Source organism: Thermospira aquatica, from assembly GCF_023525255.1.
In the GTDB taxonomy this organism is placed as follows: Bacteria; Spirochaetota; Brevinematia; order Brevinematales; family Thermospiraceae; genus Thermospira; species Thermospira aquatica.
Map to the genome: position 1 here is coordinate 322,665 of NZ_CP073355.1, position 17,327 is coordinate 339,991.

At 38.0% G+C, this 17,327-nt stretch carries 18 protein-coding genes and 1 pseudogene; 8 read left to right on the plus strand and 11 right to left on the minus strand.

Features of this window, described 5'->3' with window-relative positions; all coding sequences use genetic code 11:
* Positions 1-4 precede the first annotated feature (4 nt).
* Genes KDW03_RS01655 through KDW03_RS01675 form a run of 5 tightly spaced genes read right to left on the minus strand, consistent with a single transcriptional unit; the run spans position 5 to position 2,998 of the window.
* Positions 5-1,369, minus strand: a complete 1,365-nt coding sequence (locus KDW03_RS01655) for a DUF2586 family protein (protein ID WP_271435665.1) — start codon at positions 1,367-1,369, stop codon at positions 5-7.
* Positions 1,366-1,563 carry a hypothetical protein gene (locus KDW03_RS01660; protein WP_271435666.1) on the minus strand — a complete coding sequence of 66 codons (198 nt, stop codon included), beginning with the start codon at positions 1,561-1,563 and terminating at the stop codon, positions 1,366-1,368. The genes KDW03_RS01655 and KDW03_RS01660 overlap by 4 nt, the downstream gene beginning before the upstream one ends.
* A gap of 9 nt (positions 1,564-1,572) precedes the next feature.
* On the minus strand, positions 1,573-2,058 hold the full coding sequence (locus KDW03_RS01665; RefSeq protein WP_271435667.1) for a hypothetical protein: 486 nt from the start codon (positions 2,056-2,058) through the stop codon (positions 1,573-1,575).
* A complete protein-coding gene (locus tag KDW03_RS01670) occupies positions 2,058-2,558 on the minus strand; it encodes a phage virion morphogenesis protein (protein ID WP_271435668.1) in 501 nt (166 codons plus the stop codon). The genes KDW03_RS01665 and KDW03_RS01670 overlap by 1 nt, the downstream gene beginning before the upstream one ends.
* Positions 2,558-2,998 (minus strand): DUF1320 domain-containing protein, encoded by a 441-nt coding sequence (locus tag KDW03_RS01675; RefSeq protein ID WP_271435669.1) that lies wholly within the window; start codon positions 2,996-2,998, stop codon positions 2,558-2,560. The genes KDW03_RS01670 and KDW03_RS01675 overlap by 1 nt, the downstream gene beginning before the upstream one ends.
* A 92-nt stretch (positions 2,999-3,090) precedes the next feature.
* Here KDW03_RS01675 and KDW03_RS01680 point away from each other — a divergent pair, with 92 nt between their 5' ends.
* The 8 genes from KDW03_RS01680 (at position 3,091) to KDW03_RS01715 (ending at position 10,620) form a co-directional block, all read left to right on the plus strand.
* Entirely contained in the window at positions 3,091-3,621 is a 531-nt protein-coding gene (locus tag KDW03_RS01680; protein WP_271435670.1) for a hypothetical protein, read from the plus strand.
* 9 nt (positions 3,622-3,630) lie between these two features.
* Positions 3,631-3,858, plus strand: coding sequence for a hypothetical protein (locus KDW03_RS01685; protein ID WP_271435671.1), 228 nt, complete (start codon positions 3,631-3,633; stop codon positions 3,856-3,858).
* Entirely contained in the window at positions 3,851-4,147 is a 297-nt protein-coding gene (locus tag KDW03_RS01690; protein ID WP_271435672.1) for a hypothetical protein, read from the plus strand. The genes KDW03_RS01685 and KDW03_RS01690 overlap by 8 nt, the downstream gene beginning before the upstream one ends.
* Complete coding sequence (locus KDW03_RS01695; RefSeq protein WP_271435673.1) at positions 4,144-4,479, plus strand: hypothetical protein; 336 nt, start codon at positions 4,144-4,146, stop codon at positions 4,477-4,479. Before KDW03_RS01690 ends, KDW03_RS01695 begins: the two co-directional genes overlap by 4 nt.
* Positions 4,480-4,488: 9 nt before the next feature.
* The gene (locus KDW03_RS01700; RefSeq protein ID WP_271435674.1) at positions 4,489-4,926 is read left to right on the plus strand and encodes a DUF1804 family protein; all 438 of its coding nucleotides are present in this window, start codon (positions 4,489-4,491) and stop codon (positions 4,924-4,926) included.
* On the plus strand, positions 4,923-6,428 hold the full coding sequence (gene terL, locus KDW03_RS01705) for a phage terminase large subunit (protein WP_271435675.1): 1,506 nt from the start codon (positions 4,923-4,925) through the stop codon (positions 6,426-6,428). Before KDW03_RS01700 ends, terL begins: the two co-directional genes overlap by 4 nt.
* A 327-nt stretch (positions 6,429-6,755) precedes the next feature.
* Positions 6,756-9,326 carry a phage portal protein family protein gene (locus KDW03_RS01710; RefSeq protein WP_271435676.1) on the plus strand — a complete coding sequence of 857 codons (2,571 nt, stop codon included), beginning with the start codon at positions 6,756-6,758 and terminating at the stop codon, positions 9,324-9,326.
* Between the two features lie 211 nt (positions 9,327-9,537).
* Positions 9,538-10,620 (plus strand): hypothetical protein, encoded by a 1,083-nt coding sequence (locus KDW03_RS01715; RefSeq protein WP_271435677.1) that lies wholly within the window; start codon positions 9,538-9,540, stop codon positions 10,618-10,620.
* A 143-nt stretch (positions 10,621-10,763) separates the two neighbouring features.
* Here the strand turns inward: KDW03_RS01715 and KDW03_RS12495 are convergent.
* The 6 genes and pseudogenes from KDW03_RS12495 to KDW03_RS01750 all read right to left on the minus strand — a co-directional run.
* A pseudogene (locus KDW03_RS12495) lies at positions 10,764-11,877 on the minus strand (IS256 family transposase); the annotation flags it as partial.
* Positions 11,878-12,061: 184 nt separating this feature from the next.
* Positions 12,062-13,048: a carbohydrate ABC transporter permease gene (locus KDW03_RS01730; protein ID WP_271435678.1), complete on the minus strand. Its 987-nt coding sequence runs from the start codon at positions 13,046-13,048 to the stop codon at positions 12,062-12,064.
* A gap of 18 nt (positions 13,049-13,066) precedes the next feature.
* Positions 13,067-14,692 carry a carbohydrate ABC transporter permease gene (locus KDW03_RS01735; protein WP_271435679.1) on the minus strand — a complete coding sequence of 542 codons (1,626 nt, stop codon included), beginning with the start codon at positions 14,690-14,692 and terminating at the stop codon, positions 13,067-13,069.
* 132 nt (positions 14,693-14,824) lie between these two features.
* Positions 14,825-16,126 carry a 3-phosphoshikimate 1-carboxyvinyltransferase gene (aroA, locus tag KDW03_RS01740; RefSeq protein ID WP_271435680.1) on the minus strand — a complete coding sequence of 434 codons (1,302 nt, stop codon included), beginning with the start codon at positions 16,124-16,126 and terminating at the stop codon, positions 14,825-14,827.
* A gap of 16 nt (positions 16,127-16,142) precedes the next feature.
* Entirely contained in the window at positions 16,143-16,685 is a 543-nt protein-coding gene (locus KDW03_RS01745) for a 5-formyltetrahydrofolate cyclo-ligase (RefSeq protein ID WP_271435681.1), read from the minus strand.
* A gap of 9 nt (positions 16,686-16,694) precedes the next feature.
* Entirely contained in the window at positions 16,695-17,321 is a 627-nt protein-coding gene (locus KDW03_RS01750) for a hypothetical protein (protein ID WP_271435682.1), read from the minus strand.
* Positions 17,322-17,327: the final 6 nt, after the last annotated feature.

Sequence of the window (17,327 nt, forward strand, 5' to 3'; positions counted from 1 at the left end):
CCTCCTATTCTGTTTCTGTTGGGTTACTATATTTAAAGCTAATATAGTTAGAAATTTTTCTAACAATAGGCAATCCATAAAGAGTATATTGAATTGTAAGACCATTATTTACAACATCCTGCCCATCTGGAATTACTATTTCAAAGTTGTCTATTTCATTTGGAACAGCATTTTTCATCTGGTTAAGAGTTTGAATTAAGTCAGCCTTGATATACTCAAGCATAGCTTTATCAAGTGAAGTGTGAAGATGTTTTAAAGCAGTTTTTCTAATAAGCCTTATTGCCTTATGCACAGTTCTCGATACCTCAAACCATCTATAATCACTCGAATCATCTGCCATACTTCTCCCGTTTGCCCATCTGTATATTTTCTCGCCTGCATACTTACGAATGACAATATAGCCTGCGTCATTAAGTGTTTTGCCTATGGCATCTGTCCAGCCATCTGGAAGTGTAACATTAAGAGCAAAATCAATGTGCCCAATACTCTGATTCACCCTTGCCCTGGATAAATCACCAACCAGTAAGCCAGAAAAATTCTTTTTTCCAAACCCAGCCACAACATGCACCCATCTATGAGCAAAGCTTTGTCTCTGAGTAAGAAGATAGCTTACCCAATCATCAATGCTTTCATCTTCGTTAGGAAGTCTTGTCTCTGTTACGAATATAGTCGGGCGATGGTCATTAAATAGCTCATCTGCCTTTGCTCCAAAAGCAGCCCAATGAACGTTATCTGTCTCCTGTGCTATCCAGACAAATTCCGTGGCAACTTTTTCAAGCCCTGCCTGGCAAGCGTTCATGAGAGCAGAAAGACTTGACTTAGCCCCTTTCAGCTTAAAAGAGTATCTATCCTTCTCAACAAAAGAATTTTCCGGTTGAGTACCTTCTGAAAAAGTAATTTTTACACCACTATCTGCTAATGTAACTTCCCCAGACAAAGGAATTGTAAATACATCAGAAAAACTTTCACCGCCATCAAGAGAATATTTTGCTGTAGCTTCATTTAATCTTCCACCAGATACGATTTCAATCACGACATCAGCGTCAAAGAGCGGATTACCAGTTAAATTGTAAATTGCTGTTCCTGTTCCCTCATGTGTTACACTTCCCTTACTTCCATCCACATCTGGAGTAGAAGGAACAACGACAAAAGTAGCGTCATCTTTTGCACGAGAGAGGGCGCCTTTTAACCTATCAACTAACTTGCCATTTCCGAAAACAGAGAGATCAGAATTTTTCCCTATGTAATATAGCTTCCCAACTTCACCAGTCGAACATGGACCTATAACAAGAGCAAAGGAATCTCCAGCGGGAGCAAGTCCACTTGTGCCATCAATAATATATTCGTAGCTATTACCCCAGTCACTCATTTTCTACCTCCATATTGTCTTATAAAATTGTTTAAAGCAGTATCAAACTGCTTTTTTTCAACACTTTTTCCCTGACGCCAGCCAGTAAATTGTAAAAATGCCTTCTTCTGCCATTCAGGAAAATCTACAGTTGCAAGAAGCTTTTCTATCATGAAGAGTTCCCTTTTTTGTTCTACTTTTTTCTCTTCATCCATTTATTCCTCCTATTTACGATATTCAACCTCTTCATTTATATCTGACATTCTGTCAAATTCTGTTTCCTCATAAACACCATAAACACATTCGACTTCAATTACTGAAATATATGCACTCATTACGCTAATTGTGTCAGAATATTCTATATTCGTAGGATTTAAAAAAACACCCTGTTCGTCAATTTTGATATATCTTTTAAGTTTTTTCAAAAACTCATGAACCCACTTGCTTACAATAGTCTCATTTTCTCCAGCAAATCCAACCAAAACTGGCATTGTTATAGAGTATTTTCTTGTTACAAGTTTTATTTCTTCGTCCCCATATTTTTTTTCTTTTTCAAAAAGCTCTTTTACTGTGCTTTTGTCTGTGATGATTTTACAAAATGTGGGAGTGTTATACTGGTTTGATTCTGCAAGGCTAAAATAAATATACTCCTCCGGTATTTCTGTTGCCTCTAAAACCACACTTTTTAGATATTCTTTCACTTCTCTCATCATACCTTCCCCAATTGACCATATAAAAATTTTGAGATTGTATCATCTGCTATTTTTTGTTCAAGCTCGCCAATGCCTAAAAACTTTCTTGCCCTACCAGAAAGTTTTCCAAGACCGAAATTGTGTGCTGCTGCATATTTTTTTGATATAGTATCATCACCTGCAATAATTCTTACAATATTGCTGTTTACTTCATAATGCATTGAATCATAAAGATGTCGTGTGAGTACCAGTAAGTCTCCCGGATTTCTGCTACCCCGCTTTTTTTCTCCAATCTTTATGCCTTTACTTTTTCTTTCTGCATATTTTGCTGTTACAGAAGGCCAGCTTCTGCCATCCGGGTCCGTCTTTTCTTCAAAATGCTTATAGACAGCCTCATTAATAATTCTCATGCCTATTTTTTTTAATAAACTTTCCTTTTCTTTATCAGAAATCATTCTAATCATCTTTCCTAAAGCAAGTTGAATTTCATTTGCATTCTCGAGTTTTACTTCAATCATTAAAACCCTCTCCAGAATTCATCATCAAAAATCCTTTTCTTTGTTTTAACAAGAACTTTCGGAGTAGTAACACTTTCTGTAGAAGAAATTTGTAGTCCTATGTCGAGCTCTCCTTTCATAACTCGTTCAAGCTGTCTTATAGCAAATTTGTAATCTTCTACAATCACTTGCTCTGGAGCTTTTTCTACAAATCCTTTTCTCATGACAATCTTATACTTCACAATTCTGATACATATATCTCTTATAAAAGCCGGAACAGGAGAAAGAGGAACTGAATATCTATTCCTGATAAATCCATCAATTTCGCTTGTGGCGTTAGAAATAAGTTTTTCAAGCTTTATTTCCCACTCGTTTCCCTGTTCTCCACTATCCTGCAATTGTGCTTTCACTTTAACTTTGTCCATCTGTGTAAAAATATCTTCTTTTGAACAATACAACATAAACTCTCCATTTTAAGTTCATTAAAATTTTAATAAAAATGCCAGACAAAATTTATATGAATTTTGTCCATTTTTCTACCTACAATAAGAGCATGAAAAAGATAATAATTTACCGAGGAGACAACCCTCAGCCTTTTGTTCTTGCAAATGGGGATATATACGATTCGACCCTGGTTCTTTCAGAGGTAGAAACGGATATCTTTAACAAAACAGAGGAAAAAACCCTTTTTTACACAGGATATGTGAATACAGATCACACAACCGGCTACAGGGGAGGCATCTTGGCCGAGGGGGAATACCTCGGTATTTGTGGGGTTAGACAAAACAAAAGAAAAGAAAAAGCCATCTGGCTTTACAATAAAAGGTATGGGATAGTCGACCAGAAAGAATTTCTGCCAGATGAGGCTTTTATTCTCCCGAGTCTTGTTCCCAATCCTAATCATAATGGGAAAAAGATTATCCAGTATGTTCTAATCCATAGAGGGGGTCTAAGCTGGGACTTTAGCCAAGGATGTATCACCATCATGGGGGGGAATTTTGATGAGTTTATTAAATACTTTAAAGTTGGAGAATGTGCTCTTGTTATTCTAAAAAGGGGTGCTTTTTATAAATTTCCTGCATAAGAGGGAATAATGGGAAAAACTTTTAGTTTAGGAGCAAAATTTATTTCGGTTTTTTTTGTAATAGGTGGTTTTTTCTTTTTTGTCTGGCAATCAAAGACAATCACCCCCGAACAGGCAAAGGCTTTAGTTTACATTGGGCTTTTTATAGGACTAATCTTTGCTCCTATCGATATCAGTTTTTGGCTTGAAAAATTCGTAAAAATGTTTAATGGAGGAGGCAGTGAAAAAAATGATTGAGATAATGTTAACAATAGCTATTTTTGCTGGGGGTTTTGTGACTGGTTATTTTATCAAACCACAAGAAGTAAAACAGATTACGAAAATAGAAAATCATTATTACATCGAAAATAAACAGGAAACTCAAACAAAGGTTTTTTCAGGACAGGTACAGTTGCTTATATCTGGAACAAATGCTTTTACAAATCTAAATGTAAACATCAAGGATGTTACAAATATCTCTATTTCTTTTTCAACCAATTCTAATTTAACTTTATCTCTGACAAACAGGCAAGGGGAGAAAAAATGAGAAAAAGTAATATTGCAGAAGTAAAAGAAGAACAAAAAAGGTTTAATGAAGATTTAACACAGCTTAAAATAAGCTTTGAAAAGCATTATGAAAAACTCATCGCAATAGAAAAATATCTTTTACAGGCAATAGAACATCAAAATCAAATCCATTTAGCATGCAAGAATACTACAGAACAAAGACTACAAAAAATAGAAAAAAGTATTGAAGAACATGGACAACGAATGGGAAAACTCGAGCAAAGTATTGCAAAGTTTATTGGAGCAGCAACTTTAGCTGGAGCTCTGACTGGAATTATAACAAGCATACTTTCAAAATTAATTTTGAAATAAGGATGGAATATGAATAAATGTCAATACACGGAAGAAGCAAGAAAGCTCTATGTTTTTGAAAACAAAACACTGACAGAAATTTCCAAACTACTCGGTATTAGCTTAAATACTCTCTCACGCTGGAAAAATACTTTCGATTGGGAACTCGATAAGCAAAAATACAACAGAAAAGTAAAAAACGTACTTGAAATACTTGAGACAAAAATTTCAGAACTTCTTGAAGAGCTCGAAAAGACAAGTGTCTTCGACATTAGTGAGGAAGATTTAAAAAAACTAAAAATTTTAAAAGAGACTTTATCAGCAATTAAAAAGAGTGAAGCAACGCTTGAAAACTATATAAAAGTTATGAACGACTTTGTAGATTTTATATCCCAGAAATATCCAGAAAGAAAAGAAGAACTCGCAAGAATTATACAGGACTTTTTCGATTATCTGGAGGCAAAGTGAAACCCACTTATAGGAAAAAAATAGAGCAGATACTTTCAAAACTGCAAACTGAAGTTTTGCCTTTTAACATAAACGAAGAAGAAAAGAAAAAACGCATTAATAAAGCAAGGGATGATTTTTTCAACTTCTTTGAGACATATTTACCACATTATAAAGAAAATGAATTTTCAACTTTCCACTATGAACTTTTTGAAATGATAGACACAAAAAGCTCCCCACCTCATGTTGTTGCTATAGCAGCTCCACGAGGTTTTGCAAAATCAACAATTACAAGTTTTGCATATGTAATCTGGAGTGTAATATTTAGAAAGAGAAATTTTATTGTTATCTTTTCTGCTACTGATGATCTTGCAAGTGATATAGTGAACTTTATCAGGCTCGAACTTTTATACAACAAAAGAATTGAACAGGATTTTGGAAAATTGCTTTCTGGAAGATTAAGAGAAAACGACTTTTTTGCAAACGGCGTAAGAGTCTTTTCAAGAAGTGCTAAACAGATGGCAAGAGGTTTTAAGTTCAGGCAATTCAGACCAGATTTAATTATCCTCGATGATATAGAAACAGATGAGGGAGCAAAAACACAAAAGACTACAAAAGAACTTCTTGGAAAGATTTTAAGAGGCATATACCCGGCTATGGCGCCGGAGGGAACGCTTGTGGTAATTGGAACAATTATAAAAAGAAGAAGTGCACTTGGTGAAATACTACTTAATACAGACCCTTTAAAACCCTGGGCAAACTGGCAAAAAAAGATTTATAGAGCTTTAAGTGTAAACATAAAAGGAAAATACGTCTCGCTATGGGAAGAAAGATTCCCGGTTAAAAAACTTTTAGCAATAAAAGAGACCATCGGCACAATAGAATTTGAAAGAGAATTTAATAACAAGCCAGAAGAAGAAACAAGCATTTTTTCAGAAAGCTGGTTTAAGTATTATGAAACATTGCCAAATGATCTGATAGTTGCGTCTTTTGTTGACCCAAGCGTTGAAGCCACTGGAGACTATAAAGCAATCATTACAATCGGACTTGAAAAATCGACAATGCGATATTTTGTAATAGAAGTATGGCTTAAAAAAACATCTATAAAATCAATGCTTTCAAAAGTTTTTGACACATATTTAAAATATAGACCTTCAGTAGTTGGTTTTGAAGCAAACGGATTCCAGAAAATCCTTGCGATGGAATTTGAAGCTCTTTGTAAAGAAGCAGGTATAAGACCACCACTAAAACTTGTTACTCACACAACGAATAAAAAAGAAAGAGTAATAAGGCTTTCAACACTCTTTGAAAGAGGGGCTATAATTTTAAAACATCCAAAAGAAGCAAAAGACGACACACAAACACTGATCGAACAACTTATATTTTTTCCTGATAGCGACGTAAACGACGATGGTCCAGACTCACTTGAGGGAGCAATATCCTTACTTGAAAATTATAGCTCAAAAACCACATTCACACCAGTAAAAAGAAGAGCAGTTTTTGATATTTTAAGGGGGTTTTAATTTGGATATGGTTTATTTTATTGTATTAAAAAGAAATACACAAAATTTTTATAAAAAAGTAAGCTTTCTAATGCCTTTGCTAATAGAAAAATACTCACAAAAATTTTTTGAACGCTTTATAAACAGCATTAAACGGTGTTTTTTATATCTCTTTACATCATATATAAATAAGAAAAATAAACATAATTATATACATATCAATAAGTTAAAAGGCAAAAAAACGAATTTTTTACAAGCATTTATAAAACGTTCAAAAGTCGTTCAATGTATTGATATACAATAAATTAGATGAAAAATTTTCACAAAAAGGCAAAAAAAGGAGGAAAAATGCTGCGGAGAATCGAAAATGAGATTTATACAAGGCAAAAAGCATGGCAAAACATAAAATTTTTTAACGGTATTTTGCCAGACCCTGAACCAATTTTAAAAGCAAAAGGAAAAGATTTTTCTATCTATAAAGATATACTTTTTGACAGTCATGTTGACGCATGTATTACTTCAAGAATGAGTGGGGTTCTTGCAAGAGAGTATGATATAGTTACAAGGTCAAGTAGAAGAGTAGACAAAAAACTTGTTTCTTTCATAAGAGACAACTTCTACTCTCTTGATCTTGAAACTATTATGAAAAGCATTTTGAATGCCATTTACTTTGGTTTTTCTGTCTTAGAAAAAATATATTCAACCGATGGGAATTTTATCTACATTGAAAACTTGATTGAAAAACCCCAAGAATGGTTCGCATTTGATGAAGATAATAAGCTTATCTTCAAAAGTGCATTTAAAACTGAAAAAGTAGATGAAAATAAAGTTGAGCTTATACAACACAATGCAACATACATAAACCCATACGGCGATAGAAAACTCTCTAAAGTCTTCTGGCCAGTCTCTTTTAAAAGAGGTGGCATTAGATTCTGGGTTGATTTTGCTGAAAAGTTCGGCAGTGTATTTCTTTACGGAAAAACAACAAGCGGGGAGAAAAGAGATGAGATGGCAAAAGCACTTGAAGATATGATTCAGAATGCTGTGGGAGTTTTTGAAAGCACAGATGAGATATATGAGCTAAACGTTGAGAAGGGTGGTTCAAGCGCTCTTTATAGTGATTTACTAAACTTTTGCAATAGCGAAATATCAAAAAGCATTTTAGGCCAAACTCTAACAACAGAAGAAGGGAGAAGAACTGGAAGTTATGCACAGGCGAAGGTGCATTTTGAAGTCAGACAGGATATAATCGAAAGTGATTGCAAATTTGTAAAAAAATACATTGATAGAATTATTAGAAAGCTTGTGGATTTAAACTTCAAAGATGTTGAAAATTATCCAGAAATTATCTTCTATGTAAAAGAAAAACTTGATATAGACACTATAGTAAAACTAAAACAAATGGGCGTCAAATTTACAAAAGATTTCTTTGTAGAGAATTTTAATCTAAAATCAGAACAGTTTAGTGTTGACGAAGGTTCAACTGAAACTGAAACTGAAAACTTTAGCGATTTTTTTGAAGAAAGCGAATATGAAGAGGTGATAAAAGAGGAACGGCGTATTGATGATTTTGTAAATAAAACTTTCAACGATTTTAAAAGTTCTTTTGAGTCATTTTTAAACGATGTTAATAATGCCATAAATGATAGTGAAAACTATGATGAAGCAATTTCAAAGCTTTTAAAAACATTGGGAAAAGAAAGAGATTATAATCTGGTTGGCAAGCTTTTACTTACAATTGATCTTTTAACAAGAAATGAACTCGCAAAAAGCTACAACTTTTCAGAAAAATATGTAAATGACCAGATAAACTTTCTGAAAATGAAAGTCCCGCTTTCAAAAGATGATTACAATAAACTTCCCGATAAATACAAAAATTACGGATTTACTGTAGCAAGGTATCAGGAAGAAGACAAAGTTGCAGAAGTATTAGATAAGCTGATAAAAGCAAAAGAACATGGGCTTTCTTACAAAGATTTCAAGAAAAGCATCGGAAAAGTAAAAATAGATGATTCTGTGTATTTTCAGAACGTGCGAAATGCTCAGATGTCAGCAAAATATCAAATGCTAAAAGAAAACACAGACATATATCCATACTGGCAATATGTAGCAATAATGGATGGAAGAACAAGACCATCTCACGTACAGCTAAATGGAAAAGTTTACAGGGCTGATGATCAAATATGGAACACGATTTATCCCCCAAATGGTTTTGGGTGTCGATGTACCGTTCGTCCACTTAGTGAAGAAATGATAAAAGAAAAAGGGCTAAAAGTAGAAGATCATCCACCAGATTTTACACCAGATGAAGGATTTAATAATGTGGGGGAAGACTTGAAATGGATAGAAACAAAACAAAACGAAGCTGTGCAAGAAGAAAAAGACAAAGGAATTATTGGAAAAAGGATAGAATTAAAAAACCTCATAAAAAAAGAAGGATATAACAACCCAGAACTTTTAATCACTCCTCCAGAAATAGACGAGGCTAAATATAGAGACAAAAATTATCTTCATCAGCTGATAAACTCTTTCTGTAATCAATACGGCTTTTCTAATACCATCGTCGATATTACAGATTATCAGGGTAAGGTGATAAAATTAAACTACAGAGAATTAGTGCAACACATAGTAGAGGATTCAACAGATGCAAAAGATTTTGTTAGGAGAACAAAAAGATTAAGATATATTCGTTTTATTCCAGAAATACTGAAAAACCCTGATAGCGTTGTTGCAAAGATCTACGTTAAAAAACATGGGGATTTCAGAACCAAAGTAAGTAAGCAATATGTAAAAAAAATACAGGATAATGGAAAAGAGATTTTTATTCTGTTTGCTACTAACTATGACAGAGAAAGCCCAAATTATAGAGGAGCAACACTTTATTTTCCCTTAACTGTAGAGGGATGGATCATAAAATGATTGTGATAATAAAAAAGGCTACCCTTTCCACATGTGTCAAAAGGGTAGCCCCTCAACGGGCACCGATACGGTAGGAGGCTTGGGCTACCGCCGCTCCACTACAGGATTAATCCCCCAAGCGGGACTCCTGTAGCTTCATATATATTATCGCACAAAACGGGAAAAAAGTCAAGTATTTTGTGAAAAAAAATCTCAATAAAAGGAGGTAAAGATGAAAGTCACAAACGCTAGCTGGATACCTGTCTTTAAGGCGGGCAGGCATGTAGACGCTTCAGGCAACACTCGCACCTTTACTGAGGCTGATCTGGATACCATCATCCAGAAGTACAAAGAGAGTGGCCATGAAGCTCCTATCGTCATCGGTCATCCGACGACCAATGCCCCTGCCTATGGATGGGTATCTGACCTCAAGAGAGTAGGTAAAACTCTCTTTGCTCAGGTCAAAGACGTGGCTAAAGAGTTTTCTGAATGGGTGGAGAAGGGTCTGTACAAAAAAAGATCCATCAGTCTCTACCCGGATCTTACTCTAAGACACGTTGGGTTTCTGGGTGCTATACCCCCCGCCATCAAGGGGCTTCCTGATGTTTCTTTCTCGGAGACGGGGAACATCTCTTTTGAGTTTCAGGATCAGGATCTAGAGACCAGGTTTGGTACACTATCACAGATTCTACGCAGACTCAGAGAATGGTTCATCGCTCAATTTGGAACAGAAACAGCCGATGAGCTCCTCCCAAACTATGCCGTAGAAGAAATAGGAAAACCCATGACGGTGGAGGAAGAGACGGAGGAGAGAGAATTTTCAGAAAGGAGGAAAAATATGGAAGAACTGCAAAAAATGAGGCAAGAACTCCTGGAAAAGGAGAGAAAACTCAAGGAGTATGAGGCTCGAGAAGCCCAGAGGCAGAAGGAGAAAAAACAGCAAAAAATCGTTGATTTTGCAGAAAAACTTATCAAGGATGGAAAACTTCTCCCAAAATTTAAAGAAGACTTTATTACCTTTGCAACAGCACTCGATAATTCAGAAAAACTTGAGTTCAGCGAAGGCAAAACAGCAACACAGCTTGAAAAGTTTTTTGAATTTGCTCAAAATCTCCCTGAACAGATAAGTTTCAAAGAAGCTTATTTAAAGAAAAAAGAAATAAGCTTTTCTGAAGACAGAGATCTTCTTGACGAGCAAATAAGAAATTATGCAAAAGAAAAAAACATAACTTACAAAGAAGCTTTACAAAAAATCTTAAAGGAGGTGTTCTTTTTCATTTATTCTGTCGTAAATTTTGCATTTAGTTTGTCATAAATTTAAAAAAAATCAAGCGGTAGAGAATTTACTACCGCTTTAAAGAGGGTTTAAATGTTTTTTAATATACTTCTTTATGCTCGTTTGGTAAACGGGTTAAATACGTGTCTATTGGACCATTGTGTCAAGAAAATTGTGTCTAGTCATAGGATAACCTCGCTGTGAATATTTTCTTTGGTGTATGAGTGTTGCTCACGATAGAGTTGAAAGTAATACTCCCAATTTTTTAACTTTCTTTTTAAGAACTTCTCATTTTGGTATCTTAATAACAGGTAAAGATATTTCTCAGCTGAAGCCTCGCTTTGACACATTTCCATTGTTTTTAATCTCCTTTTAAGTTCTTTAAAGAGTCTTTCCAGGGCATTGTTTGTATACACCATGCTTCGTATTCCTTCAGGTAATTCCATGTAAGTGAATATATTCTCTCTTATTGTCAAGAGGTTATTCATTAAGTTGGGATAGATATTTTTCCATTTTTGTGTAAATTTCATAAACAATTGTTCTGCCTCCTGTTTGTCTTTGGCATGAAATACCTCTTTTATTTCAGTGGCAATGATATTTCTGTGTTGAACTCTCACTTTAGCCAGTATGTTTCTCATGACATGGACTACACAGGGCTGATACTTCGTGGGGATATATCTCTGTTATGACGTTTTTTCATACCACTTAAGCCATCAGAGACAATAAAATGAATCTGTTTGACACCTCTTTCTCTTATATCTAGCAAAATTTCCCGCCAGTTATAAGCACTTTCCATGCCTCCTGGCAGGTAGTATCCTAAAATCTCCCGTCTTCCCTCAGGTGTAATGCCTATAGCTACATATATTGATTCATTTTCTACCCTATCTCTCTGATAGGAAACACCATAGCATCCAGAAATACCACGGCATATTCTTCCATGAGAGGGCGACTACGCCACTTCTGAATCTCTTCTATGCCTACCTGGCTTATCCTTGAGATGTTAGCATAAGAAATCTTTATTTCATAAAGCTCTTTTAAAACTTCTGCTATCTTCCTTGTTGACATTCCTGATATCAACATAGCCCTGATTAATGCATCTAAGTCTTCTGTGATGCGTTTGCGATAGGGAAGAAGGGCACTTTTAAATCCATTATCCCTTGTTCTTGGAACACGTATGGCTGTAAGCTCGCCAAAAGCTGTCTTTAAATCCCTTTCGTAAAAGCCATTGCCTTTTGTGGGTGGATTGTTTTCCAGGTAAATCTCTCTTTCCTCTTTTAACATACTCTCTAATACTTCCTTGACAATTGGTTTGAATAGCTCTAAAATATTCTTCGTCTCAATCATATCTGGCCTCCTGTGATAGTTTTATTTATATTATCACAGGAGGTTATCTTTTTCCTACCAGACACAATTAAGTATACACTGCCTGTTTTCGACATAAAAATACAAAAAAAGGCACCCTTTCGGGTGCCCTGATAATCTACTTTAATCCTGTCATCATGATTCCCTTTACTATATACCGTTGTCCAAGAACAAAAGCCACAATCAGAGGGAAAACCACTATAAGCGATGCCGCCATCACAAGATGCCACTGGGAACCATAACTTGATTGGAAAGTCTGAAGACCCAGAGGAAGGGTTTTCATCATATCAGAGTTAATCACAATCAATGGCCACATAAAATCATTCCATGCAAACAGATACGTAAAGATAGCCATCGTTGAAAGTGCCGTTTTTGAAAGTGGAATAATAATCGTTGTCAAAATCTGCCAGCGAGTAGCGCCATCGATATACGCTGCCTCTTCAAGAGACGCAGGAATAGACAAAAAGTACTGCCGGAGCATGAACGTACCATACGCAGAAAAAGCTCCAGGAAGAATCACTGCCAGATAGGTATCAATCAGCGAGAACTTGGGAATAAAAGGCAAAAACTGATGGAGAAAGAACCCATTTCTCATCATGATGAAAACCGGGATCATCATAACCACGCCAGGCACCATCAGGGTTCCCAAATAGGCAAGAAAAACCTGATCTCTTCCCAGCCATCTCAAACGGGCAAAGGCATACGCGGCCATCGAACAGGTGATAAGCTGAAGTAACACCACTGCCACAGATACCACAATCGAGTTAATGTAATATCGAGCAAAAGGAGGAATCCCCTGTCTACTCCATCCCGCAAAGAAAGCCCCATCATACGTAAGCTTTGGGATCTTCATTTCCGTTCTCCCAAAGAAATTATACCACCAGGGCTGAATCACACGAGAAGGAATGAGTTTTCCGTCAAAAACATCCTGCGGATATTTGATCGAAGTACTGATCGTCACCAAAAAAGGCATAATAAAAATGATCGCAAAAACAAACAGAATCACATAGGCTATAATCGCCCGGATCATCTGTTGTCTGCGTCTCTGTTCCTGAAGGGATACCCCTGTGGGTTTCTCTATCGTCATATCCTTTATCTCAGCCATACCTTTCCTCCTTTTGTATTAGTATTCCACATTCTTCTCGGTGAAGATCCACTGGAGCAACGTCACCAGCATCACCAATGCGAACAGCACAACCGCTATAGCCGAAGCATAGCCCATCTTTCCCCATTTGAAGGCATTACTGTACACATAGAACACAATCGTTGTCGTTCCACCAGCAGGACCTCCTCCCGTGAGAGCGTACTGCGTACCAAACGCCTGGAACCCGCCAATAATACCCATCACGAGGATAAAGAAGTTAGTAGGACTGAGAAGTGGCCAGGTGATATTCCAGAACTGCTGCCAGGAACTTGCCCCATCAATCTCCGCTGCCTCATAGAAATCCTGAGATATTCCCTGAAGACCGGCAAGGTAAAGCATCATGTTGTATCCTGCTCCCTTCCAAACATCCACCACGATAATAGATACTTTGGCCCAGGTCTTATCTGCCAGCCAGTTAGGAGGATTCACGATACCTATCGTTCGCAAAATACTGTTAATAATACCATACTCCGGGTTCAAAAACCACCTCCACACCAGTGCCACCGCCACAATGTTTGAAATCACCGGCAAAAAGTACATCACACGAAAAGCCACAATCCCCTTGAGAGGCATATTCATAGCCAGAGCAAGGATCAAAGACACCATCATTCCTAGGGGAATACCAAGTAAAAAGATAAACGTGTTGAGCAGATACTCTTTAAAACGCGTATCGCGGAAAAGAATCTCCTCAAAATTTCTGAGTCCCACAAACTGAAGTCCATTGTTCCCTGTTGCCTGCACAAATTTGATATAAGCCTCTACGCCTTCTTTTGCCGGGTTAATCTGCATTTTCATACCAATCAAAGAAGTTTCACTCCCCATTTCGCCATTTGCTGTAGCCTCCAGACCCGCCGACACTGCCTCATCTTTTCCTGCAGGAATCGTCACAGGAGTAGAAAGTTCAAAAAACCATTCGGAATCTCGAGGAGCCTCAGGAACCTTCACAAACATATCTGCCTGGATAATCGTCCCCGCCGGAATCACTACCTGCTTATCAAGACGACTTGCCACAACTATTTCCTCTCCTGGTTTACTGAGATCAAGCCCTATGGACACACCATCCACAGGGGTTGCCCATCGAACATTTGCCGCCATAATCTCTGTTCTTGAGAAAAAGAGATCCCCTTCTTTAATAAAAGAAAGTTCTGCTGGCAACTGATCTCTTACAAGATCGAGGATCTGACCCTTTTTGTTCGTATACGAAGTCCACTGACGAAGGGCATTCATATCCCCTACTGAAACAATCTTGTTTTCCGGAGAAATCACCACATCCTGCATCAATCTGTAGGAAATCGGAACCTGAAGATCACGAAAACTTACTTTTCGAGTCTTTACCGAGAGTTTTGTGCCTGCAGGAATCGTAAGGGCTGTATTATTTTCCCCCGTCGTACGTTTAAAAGCCACGCGAATCTTTGCAGGACTGGCATACGAAAGCCCATCCCATTCGGTAAAAGCAAGATAGAAAGTAAAAAAGATAGGGAAAAAGGTAATGAGCAAAAACCCTATCAAGTTCGGAAGCAAAAACCCCCATGCAGTCAAAGCCTCTTGTAACCGCTTTTGAAAGATATACTTGCGGTTCTCTTTGGATACTTGAATCTGCGCCATAGTCTCCTCCGCCAGATAGATTTCTTTACCGATATTATTTTAAGATAAAGCAAATTTTTGTCAATATTTCACTCTCTATTTTGCAAAAAAATATATTCTTTTTAGTGTTCATTCTGTGAAAAAATTTCTTTTTCAGGATGGAAGAATCAGACGTTGTCTTGCCTCTACTATCTTTTCAAAGTACTCAAAATAGTGTGGAAAAGATTTAGAAACACAAGCTGGATTTTCCACCACAATTCCCTCAACCTTGAGGCCAATAAGAGAAAAAGCCATAGCCATTCGATGGTCCTGGTAGGTACGAAGCTGCGCACCATGATAGTTTCCCCCTCCAGAAACAACAAGATAATCACTACCCTCCTCAACCTGAGCCCCTATCCGCTGAAACTCCGTGGCCAACGCTGAAAGTCTGTCACACTCCTTGATACGAAGATTTGCCACATTGTGTATCCTTGTCTTTCCTTCAGCAAAAAGGGCCACTACTGCCAGCGTGGGGACAAGATCTGGCATAGCATTCAAGTCAACATCTATACCTTTGAGTTTGCCTTCTGAGCGAAGAACAACGGCTTGTGGTTGATACTCTACTTCACACCCCATCTGCTGTAACACATAAGCAAACCTGCTATCTCCCTGAAGCGACTCACTTCCTATCCCTTCAAGCCGAACCTCTCCTCCCAGAATAGCTCCCATCGCCAGGAAATAGGAAGCACTTGATGCATCGGCTTCTATCAGATACTTTCCTGGAGAATGATACACAGCCGGTTCAATAAAAAACTTCTCATACCCATCCTGACGCACCTTCACCCCAAAATGGGCCATCATGGCTATCGTCATATCTGCATAGGGTTTTGAAGCAAGCTCTCCCTCTACACGTATTTCCGTTTCCCGAAAAAATAACGGTGCTGCCATTAAAAGCGAAGAAAGATACTGACTGCTCTTCTCCCCCGGAAGATGACACTGTCCTCCTTCCACTCCTTTTGCCTCCACCCTGACAGGGGGGCATCCATTCCCATTTTCACTCGCAACAGAAACCCCCAGCTCTCGCAACGCTACAAGCAGATCCTCAATAGGCCTTTCTCGCATCCGTTCATCACCATCAATAACAAATTCACCCTCACCCAGAGCAAGATAGGAAACCAAAAACCTCATCGCTGTTCCTGCGTTCCCCACAAAGAAATGGTTTTTCCCCGTGGGACGACGTCCTCCTTTTACCAACGCCACCTCTGTTTTGGTGTCCCAGTCAATAAAAACACCCACCTGACTGAGTGCTCTGGCCATATAAATCGTATCCTGAGACTCAAGAAGATGATAAAGTGTTACCGGTTCTGGGGACAAAGCCGCAAGCAAAAAGGCACGATTACTCATACTCTTTGAACCAGGAACTCGTATTACGGCCTCTATAGGCTCTCTTCGTGGTTTTACGTGGTAAAGTTGCATTTTTTTCTCCCTTTTTCTATCGTATCCAGCCATCCTCACAAACAATTCTTTGCACAGGAATGTCTGTGTCATGGTGGGGTAGTTGCTTCACCACCTGAAATCTATAGGCCACCCCTATTGTCCTGCAGTCTGCACAGCGAGACAAAAACCGATCATAAAATCCCGCCCCATACCCAAGACGAAATCCCTCCTCATCAAAAGCCACCCCTGGCACAAGGATCACCTCAGGATATTCCAGCACAACGTCTCCCATTGCCTCGGGTATTCCTGCATAACCTGGAAACATATCCGTTTCAAGATTTTTTACCTTTACTACATCGAGATTCCTTCCCCTTACTCTTGGGAGAAAAAGATCCCTCCCTTCCTTCAGCCACCATTGCAAAAGCGGCACCACATCCACCTCACCCCGTATTGGCCAGTACGCCATAATTCTTGTATAACCCACGAGGGACTTTTGTAACCAGGCAACGATGGCCTGTGAAAGAGCTGCCCTCTCTTCTTGAGAAAGAGCCTCCCTTTTTTCTAAAAAGAAACGCCGAAGTGCAGCCTTATTCTCCACGAAAGCCTCTTAATCCTTCCCTTTCTCCTTGATCGAACGAATGGCCTGATCAACACGAGCCTTAAAAGCATCGGTAAAAATTGGCCGCTCTCTCATACGAATCAAGGGTAAAAGAGAATCCCGATGATTGAGCTTTTCAAGAGACTCAACAAGAAGCATCGCGAGCCTTTCATCCTCTACCCTTTTCGAATACTCATGCAAAGCCTCTCTCGAAACACGGTAATCCAGATTACCAAGCGCTCCTATCAGAACATAGGCTCTATTTTTGTCAAAAACGTCTTTCAAAAGGTAGGTGGAAAGCATCCTCGCATCAGATTCATCTCCGATAATCCCAAGCACCCATACCCCAAGAATATAAACATCACGCATCTTGGCAACCTGCACACTCTTATCAAGATTCGAACCTGGATTAGCCACACTCACAAGATTTCTGACACGACTCAGTGCCTCTTTCAATTGAAGTTCCCCCGTCCGTTTCAAGGCACTACAAACCAGATCATAATCAGGAGAATCCAGCGCCTCTAAGATCAAATTACTCTGGCTTTTGTCTAGCGACTCCATCATCGCATCATATTTAGTGTTATACCCCCAGCATATACCCGCAAAAACCATACTTAAAAAGAGAATTCTTTTCATAGAAAC

Coding starts and splice junctions, on each gene's coding strand:
- KDW03_RS01655 (WP_271435665.1), bottom strand. CDS start 1,369: ATGAGTGACTGGGGTAATAGCTACGAATATATTATTGATGGCACAAGT.
- KDW03_RS01750 (WP_271435682.1), bottom strand. CDS start 17,321: ATGAAAAGAATTCTCTTTTTAAGTATGGTTTTTGCGGGTATATGCTGG.
- KDW03_RS01690 (WP_271435672.1), top strand. CDS start 3,851: ATGATTGAGATAATGTTAACAATAGCTATTTTTGCTGGGGGTTTTGTG.
- KDW03_RS01660 (WP_271435666.1), bottom strand. CDS start 1,563: ATGGATGAAGAGAAAAAAGTAGAACAAAAAAGGGAACTCTTCATGATA.
- KDW03_RS01730 (WP_271435678.1), bottom strand. CDS start 13,048: ATGGCTGAGATAAAGGATATGACGATAGAGAAACCCACAGGGGTATCC.
- KDW03_RS01715 (WP_271435677.1), top strand. CDS start 9,538: ATGAAAGTCACAAACGCTAGCTGGATACCTGTCTTTAAGGCGGGCAGG.
- KDW03_RS01710 (WP_271435676.1), top strand. CDS start 6,756: ATGCTGCGGAGAATCGAAAATGAGATTTATACAAGGCAAAAAGCATGG.
- KDW03_RS01700 (WP_271435674.1), top strand. CDS start 4,489: ATGAATAAATGTCAATACACGGAAGAAGCAAGAAAGCTCTATGTTTTT.
- aroA (WP_271435680.1), bottom strand. CDS start 16,126: ATGCAACTTTACCACGTAAAACCACGAAGAGAGCCTATAGAGGCCGTA.
- KDW03_RS01665 (WP_271435667.1), bottom strand. CDS start 2,058: ATGAGAGAAGTGAAAGAATATCTAAAAAGTGTGGTTTTAGAGGCAACA.
- KDW03_RS01685 (WP_271435671.1), top strand. CDS start 3,631: ATGGGAAAAACTTTTAGTTTAGGAGCAAAATTTATTTCGGTTTTTTTT.
- KDW03_RS01670 (WP_271435668.1), bottom strand. CDS start 2,558: ATGATTGAAGTAAAACTCGAGAATGCAAATGAAATTCAACTTGCTTTA.
- KDW03_RS01680 (WP_271435670.1), top strand. CDS start 3,091: ATGAAAAAGATAATAATTTACCGAGGAGACAACCCTCAGCCTTTTGTT.
- KDW03_RS01675 (WP_271435669.1), bottom strand. CDS start 2,998: ATGTTGTATTGTTCAAAAGAAGATATTTTTACACAGATGGACAAAGTT.
- KDW03_RS01695 (WP_271435673.1), top strand. CDS start 4,144: ATGAGAAAAAGTAATATTGCAGAAGTAAAAGAAGAACAAAAAAGGTTT.
- KDW03_RS01735 (WP_271435679.1), bottom strand. CDS start 14,692: ATGGCGCAGATTCAAGTATCCAAAGAGAACCGCAAGTATATCTTTCAA.